This is a genomic window from Phaeodactylibacter sp. (genome assembly GCF_040219495.1).
GTDB lineage: Bacteria > Bacteroidota > Bacteroidia > Chitinophagales > Saprospiraceae > Phaeodactylibacter.
In genome coordinates, this window is sequence record NZ_JAVJSK010000139.1 from 23,810 (window position 1) to 30,266 (window position 6,457).

At 53.1% G+C, this 6,457-nt stretch carries 4 protein-coding genes; 1 reads left to right on the top strand and 3 read right to left on the bottom strand.

Translation table 11 applies throughout. From position 1 onward, the window contains the following. Positions 1-8 precede the first annotated feature (8 nt). From RIC19_RS22515 to RIC19_RS22525, 3 genes are all read right to left on the bottom strand, one after another. On the bottom strand, positions 9-2,933 hold the full coding sequence (locus RIC19_RS22515; RefSeq protein ID WP_350180632.1) for an FAD-binding and (Fe-S)-binding domain-containing protein: 2,925 nt from the start codon (positions 2,931-2,933) through the stop codon (positions 9-11). A 109-nt stretch (positions 2,934-3,042) separates the two neighbouring features. Beyond that, positions 3,043-3,678: a methyltransferase family protein gene (locus tag RIC19_RS22520; protein ID WP_350180633.1), complete on the bottom strand. Its 636-nt coding sequence runs from the start codon at positions 3,676-3,678 to the stop codon at positions 3,043-3,045. 20 nt (positions 3,679-3,698) lie between these two features. After that, a complete protein-coding gene (locus RIC19_RS22525) occupies positions 3,699-4,475 on the bottom strand; it encodes an N-acyl amino acid synthase FeeM domain-containing protein (RefSeq protein ID WP_350180634.1) in 777 nt (258 codons plus the stop codon). Between the two features lie 421 nt (positions 4,476-4,896). On the opposite strand from RIC19_RS22525, the gene RIC19_RS22530 reads away from it, so the two are divergent. Then, entirely contained in the window at positions 4,897-5,793 is an 897-nt protein-coding gene (locus tag RIC19_RS22530) for a hypothetical protein (protein WP_350180635.1), read from the top strand. Positions 5,794-6,457 lie beyond the last annotated feature (664 nt).

The following is a 6,457-nucleotide window of genomic DNA, read 5'->3' on the forward strand; positions in this document are numbered from 1 at the left end:
TCCGCCATTTACTTCAACGCCCCCCAAAGCACCTCCACCGGGTGCAGGGCTTCCCGTTTCGTCCCGTCTTTGATCTGATGGCGGCAGCTCGTGCCCGGTGCAGCGATGATATGCTCCGCCGAGGCCTCCCGCACTGCCGGGAACAGCACCTGCTCCCCTACCGTCATGCTCAGCTCATAGTGTTCTTTTTCGTACCCGAAGGAGCCCGCCATGCCGCAACAGCCGGAAGGGATGGTCTCCACCGTATAGTTGCGGGGCAGGTTAAGGATGAAGGCGGAGGGTTCAATACCGGCCAGGGCTTTTTGGTGGCAGTGCCCGTGGAGCATTACCTGCCGGGATTCTGTAGTGAAAGCGTTATCGTTTAAACGGCCCGCTTCCACTTCCCGCATCAGGAACTCTTCCACCATCAGGGCATTTTCGCCCAGAGTCTTCGCGGTCTCCTGCAGTTCTTTACCGACCAGCTTCGGGTACTCATCCCGGAAACTAAGGATGGCCGAAGGCTCGATGCCGATCAGCGGGGTTTGGGCACTAACGAGGTCTTTGAAGGCGCGGACGTTTTCTATGGCAAACTTCTGCGCTTCTTCCAACAGCCCTTTGGACATGTGCGCCCGGCCGCTTTCGCCATGATCCACACAGCGAACTTCGTACCCCAGCCGGCTGAGCAGCTCCACGGCTTTGATGCCAATGGATGTATCGTTGTAGTTGGTGAATTCGTCGATAAACAAGTAGACGGCACCGAGCGGTTGCCCCTGTGGCTTCAGCTTATCCGCATGTTTGCGGGCCCAGCGGCGCAAAGAGATGTGGTGAACGGTCGGCAGGCTCCGCTCCGGTGCTACGCCCAGCACGCCTTTGGCAATCCCACTGAGCACCGGGTTGGTGAGTGCAAAGTTGCTGAGCCAGGGTACCCGGACCGCCAAACTGTTGATGCGGCCTATGTTGGCAAAAGCGCGGGACCGCAGGGGCACACCATTAGCCTTTTGGTACTGATAGAGGAACTCCGACTTCAGCGTGGTCATATCCACATTGGAAGGGCACTCCGCCGTACAGCCTTTGCAAGCCAGGCAGAGGTCCATCGCCTGATAGATTTCCGGGTGGTCGAAGGGGTTCTCATGCACGTTCATGGTGAGAAACTCCCGCAAGATATTGGCCCGGCCCCGGGTCGTATCTTTCTCATCACGGGTTGCCCGGTAGCTGGGGCACATCGTACCGCCGGAGAAGTTCAGCTTACGGCAATCCCCGGAACCATTGCAGCGCTCTGCCGCCCGCAGTATGCCGCCGGCTTCTGAAAAGTCGTACACCGTCTCATGCACGGGCGTTGGCTGCTCCGCCTCATAGCGGAAACTGCTTTTCATCGGTGGGGCATCCACGATTTTGCCGGGGTTGAAGACACCCTTGGGGTCCCAGGTTTGCTTGATCTGACGCAGGTACTCATAGTTGTACTCGCCGATCATGAGGGGGATAAACTCTGCGCGGACCCGCCCATCGCCATGCTCGCCACTCAGGGAACCGTTGTACTTTTTGACCAGCTCGGCCACCGCTTTAGTGATCTCATAGAATAGCCGCTGCCCTTCCGCCTTTTTCAGGTCGAGAATGGGGCGGAGGTGGAGCTCGCCGGCACCGGCGTGAGCGTAGTACACCGCCTGTTGCCCGAAGTTGGCCATCAGCTGGTCGAATTCTTTGATGTAAGCGGGCAGGTCTTTGATGTCTACAGCCGTATCTTCGATACAAGCTACAGGCTTGGCATCACCGGGGATGTTGGCCAGCAGCCCAAGCCCTGCCTTGCGCAAATCCCAAATCTGCTTAGTCTTGGGCGCTTCCACAATCGGGTACGCATAGCCCAGCCCCGCTTCCTGCAGAGCGGCGATCAGCGCATGCCCCTGATCCCGGGCTTCTTCGAAAGTATCACCCCGGAATTCAATCATGAGAATCCCCTCAGGGTCACCCTCTACGAAGAAGCGGTTTTTCTTTTGCTCAATGTTTTGCTTAGTCAGATCGAGGATGATCTTATCCATGAGCTCACAGGCTGCAGGTTGGAATGACATGGCTATCAGGACGGCTTCCAGCGATTCCGGTATGCTGTTGAAGTGTGCACAGACCACGATTTCCTTTGGCTTGGGCAGCGGGTCTACATGAATTTTTATGGCGGTGGTGAAAGCCAGGGTGCCTTCCGAACCGCACAGGAGTTCACAAAAATTAAAGGGGCGGCCCGCTTCGTCAAACGGCTCCTGTTCGATGAGCAGGTCTACCGCATAACCGGTATTGCGGCGCTCAATACTCGCCTTGGGGAAAGCTTCCCGGATGGCTGCCTGCCGCTCAGGGACGGAAAGGGTTTGATGCAGATGGCGGTAGATATCGCCCTCCAGGCTCTCTGCCTTAAGTTTTTGGCGGTAGCCTGCCTCATCCAGCCCATGAAATACAGCCGTGCTGCCGTCACTTAGTACCACTTCAAGCTCCTGCACATGATCGCGGGTAGAGCCGTAGACGATAGAGGTGGTGCCACAGCTGTTGTTGCCCACCATGCCGCCAATCATGGCCCGGTTGGCGGTAGAGGTGTTGGGGCCGAAAAAGAAGCCGTACTCCTTTAGCACGTGGTTGAGCTCATCGCGAATGACGCCCGGCTCTACGCGCACCCAGCCCTCCTCAGCGTTGATTTCCAGGATTCGGTTCATGTACTTGGATACATCCACTACGATGCCATCGCCCACACACTGTCCGGCCAGAGAAGTACCTGCTGCTCTGGGGATTAGGGAGGTACCGTTCTCGTTGGCAAAGGTGACAAGTTTGCGGATATCCTCAGCGTGCATAGGCAGGGCAACCGCCAGGGGAAGCTCTCTGTACACGGAAGCATCCGTTGCGTAGAGGTGCCGCATCATTTTGTCATAGTACAGTTCGCCTTCCAGCTGGGCTTGCAATTGCTGCAGTTGCGCATTCATAATAGGACCGATTTGTGTAGGACAACAGCGCAGCTCCCCAAATGGATAACTGCGCTGTGTCAGATTCGGGTTGAAATTAGCAACTTTTTCCGAAGCCCAGCCAGCCCGGTTACCAAATACCGGGGATTAACCGGCTTGATTGCTTCTGGTAGTCCAGGTAGCGCTGTCCGAACTTGCTGACCAGTGCCGTTTCCTCCGCAGTAATCCTTACATAGTAGGCATACAGCATACAGGCGGTGGCGATCAGCAGCCCCAACCAGGACTCCAAAACGATGGCACCGCCCACCGCAGTCAGCAGTGCTCCTGTATAGCTCGGATGGCGGATGTAGCGGAAGGGGCCATGCTGGATCAGTTGGTGTTCTTCCTGAATTTGTACGGTAGCGGTGAAAAAGCGCCCCAGGGTTTGTATGGCCCAAATGCGCAGCCCCGTACCGGCTATGACGATGAGGGCTCCCGCCATTATCCAGTGCAGGTGTACGCGATCTGGGTGGAAATACCCCCACTCAATGACTGGAATAGCGATGGCTAACACGGAGAGAACAAGGATAAAAAGTACGCTGTTGTTATCAGCGCTCCGGTCCCGCTCGGCTTCCTCAACCTCAAAGCCAGGCTGGGTGAGGAATACGGCGACGGCGGCGAGCATCAGAAATAAGATTCTGTAGTCCAGCAGCAATGACGGGCGAAAAGCCAGTGGGAGCACGTAAGCTAAGAGTAAGAAAAGGGCAGTGTTTTTAATCTTTCCCATGATTGATGAGTTTAGAAGGTTTAGGCAACAAGACGTTCTTTAGAGGCAGGTATAGCCGCACACCAGGCTTTAGTTTCAGCGTGCAATTCCAGGCTCCCGTGCCGCTGCTGGGCCAGGCCCATATCCTGGATCCTGGATTGAAGTGCAGGCCGGATATCAGGGATTTGCATACTGAGGATGCTGGCCGCTAAGCCCTTGTAGTCATTCTGACTGCCGTCCACAATTTGCTTAAACCCATACCTGCGGTAGAGGGCGGCATGACGGGGGTGGCAGGCGAGCATGATGCCGCTGTAGCTGTGATGATAAAGCATACGGGCAATAGCCGCTTCCACAAAAAACTTGGTATAGCCGCCCGAGCGGGCCTCCGGGGCGAAGACAAAACGGCTGGCCTCCACGATCCCGTTTTTCTCCGGGCGCAACCGGTCCATGTGCGCGCCGATGGCTTCCTTTTCCGGGCAGTTGCTGAGCAAGGGAAGGCCTGGCCCTTCTTGGGGCAAAGGGCTTTTTATACCATACTTGTCAGCTATTGTGTCAATCAGATTTGTACCCGGGGCTTTGTGCTCCTGTACAAGCCTCAGGTAAGCGATAGGATAAGCACCGAAGTTGCCTTCCTGAAAAAGCCCGATGTGGTGAGCGTAATGGTCATAAACATCCAACTCGAAACCGTGTTGATTATCGGTAACAAGGCTGGCGCACTGACTTTCCAAATAGCCCTGGTAACGCAATCGGAATAATGATTCCAATTCTTTAACGTTACGCGCAGGCCGGAAGGCCAGTCGTTGGGGGGTAATACTCATGGCTAAGAATTTTTAAAATCCAAAAAATGAGTAAGTAAACTGTAGAATTCTTAACCATGTGGTGGGCAGGCTAATGCTGCTCCATTACTTTGCTTTTTTGTTGTGTGTCTCAGAGTTTGGGAAAGTGGAATGACCTGTCAGTCCGATTGGTCTATTGATGCCTTCAAGAGCTTGTTGGGGTTTTGCTTTTGGAGCGAACGCAGCCCGAAGTGTAAAACCCCAACAAGTTCTATGTGCTCGAAATGTGACAAATCCTAACAGGGCTAAAACCTGTTAGATGAGGTGAGTGTCTTATTTGGATAGTAAAAATAGCCTAAATCCTGGCTAAATGCAAAGGTAGCGCATCGTTTGTTTGATGTTTTTACAAAATTTAAAGGCTGATCGTGACAGCATTCAGCCATAAAATGGATCAAGAATAACAATGGAAATCAAGTTTGTACCGCGTGAGGAAATCGATAAAACTAAATGGAATAGCTGTGTGCACTATGCCACCAATGGCAATATCTTTGGGTACATGTGGTACCTGGACCATATCGCGAAAGACTGGGACGCGCTGGTGGAAGGCGACTACGAGTCCGTCTTTCCGCTGGTCTGGCGGCTGGGGCGTTTTTCGGGCCAGGAGCTGCATCAGCCCGCTTTGATCCGGGAGCTCGGCATCTACTCTATTCATGTACTGTCCAAACCGCGTATCGAGCGCTTTCTGGAGGCTATCCCAGAGCAGTACAAGCATATTTCCATCAACCTCAATGAGCAAAACCCTGTAACAGAGAACAGCGCTTTTAAGGTAAAAGAGCAAACCAATTATCAGCTTTTTCTGAACCGGCCCTACGAAGAGATTGCCAATGCGTACAGCCGCCCGCTGATGGAGCAGTTGCAACGTGCAGAAGACGAGGGGCTGGTGCTAACCTCCAGCATGAAGCCGGAACAAATTGCAGCCTTTTATCAGGAGAACCACCCCCGGGAGCTGCAGTCAGAGGAAGTGTTTCACGGCATGCAGCGGGTTATGTACAATGCGTTGCACCGGGGATGGGGCTTCACTTCCGTCGCTTTGGATACCCAAGCGAACCCGCTGGCTGTCAACTTCTTTTTATACAGCCACGGAAAAGTAGTTAGTTTTATGCCGCTGGAGTCTCCGGAGGGCAAAAAGGCAAGAGCGCTCGCTCATCTGTTCAATGGGCTGATCCGGCAACATGCGGGCCGGCCTGTTATACTGGACTTTAATGTAGGCCAAAAGGACGCTCTGGCGATTGATTTTGGCGCACAGGCTAACCCTTTTTACCAAATCCAACTTAATAAGCGGACGTTTCACTGGTTCTAAGAGCGTGTTCGGACTTTAGAGCGTGTTGGCTTATACTTCGTCCCGGAAATCCTCACTTAGCTAAGGCTAAACTCCGGTTTTCGCGCCTCGTCTAACCAAAAAATGGTTAGTTTTCGACTAGAAGACCAAAATCCCAACACGCTCTTAATCAAAAAAAAACACCAGAAAGCTAAAAGGGCAACACGCTTTCAATCCGTTTGCTTTTTGAGCGACAGTGTTTTATCTTATGGTGGTTTGAGCCCGATTTTGCCCGTGCATCAATCGGCTTTTGCCCGTGCATCAATCGGCTAGTCCAAAATAATGCGGCGTGGTTCACGCTTTGTACCCCGGGAGGTGCCTGACTTTTACACTCTGAGCAGCTGTTCCCCGTTTAGAAACGGCTATAATCGTTTGTAGGTATACCCAATTGATTATCAAGCTATTGATCTGTGGTGAGGGAGTGTGTAGGTAGGTGTATGAAATAGGTGGAATGTTCGTATATATCCTAGTTGTACTCTACCCCCGAAGCCAACCCTCAATTGAAATTATGGGGTTTAAGGAGAGATTGCTTAAAAGGGTTTACTTGCTTGGTAAAGAGGAAAATAACAAAAAAGCCAACGCTCGGCAATACGCAGGCTGACGCGCAAGCCAGAATGCTTGGCCTTCCGTTGTCGTAGAAAAGATA

Coding starts and splice junctions, on each gene's coding strand:
- RIC19_RS22515 (WP_350180632.1), bottom strand. CDS start 2,933: ATGAATGCGCAACTGCAGCAATTGCAAGCCCAGCTGGAAGGCGAACTG.
- RIC19_RS22520 (WP_350180633.1), bottom strand. CDS start 3,678: ATGGGAAAGATTAAAAACACTGCCCTTTTCTTACTCTTAGCTTACGTG.
- RIC19_RS22525 (WP_350180634.1), bottom strand. CDS start 4,475: ATGAGTATTACCCCCCAACGACTGGCCTTCCGGCCTGCGCGTAACGTT.
- RIC19_RS22530 (WP_350180635.1), top strand. CDS start 4,897: ATGGAAATCAAGTTTGTACCGCGTGAGGAAATCGATAAAACTAAATGG.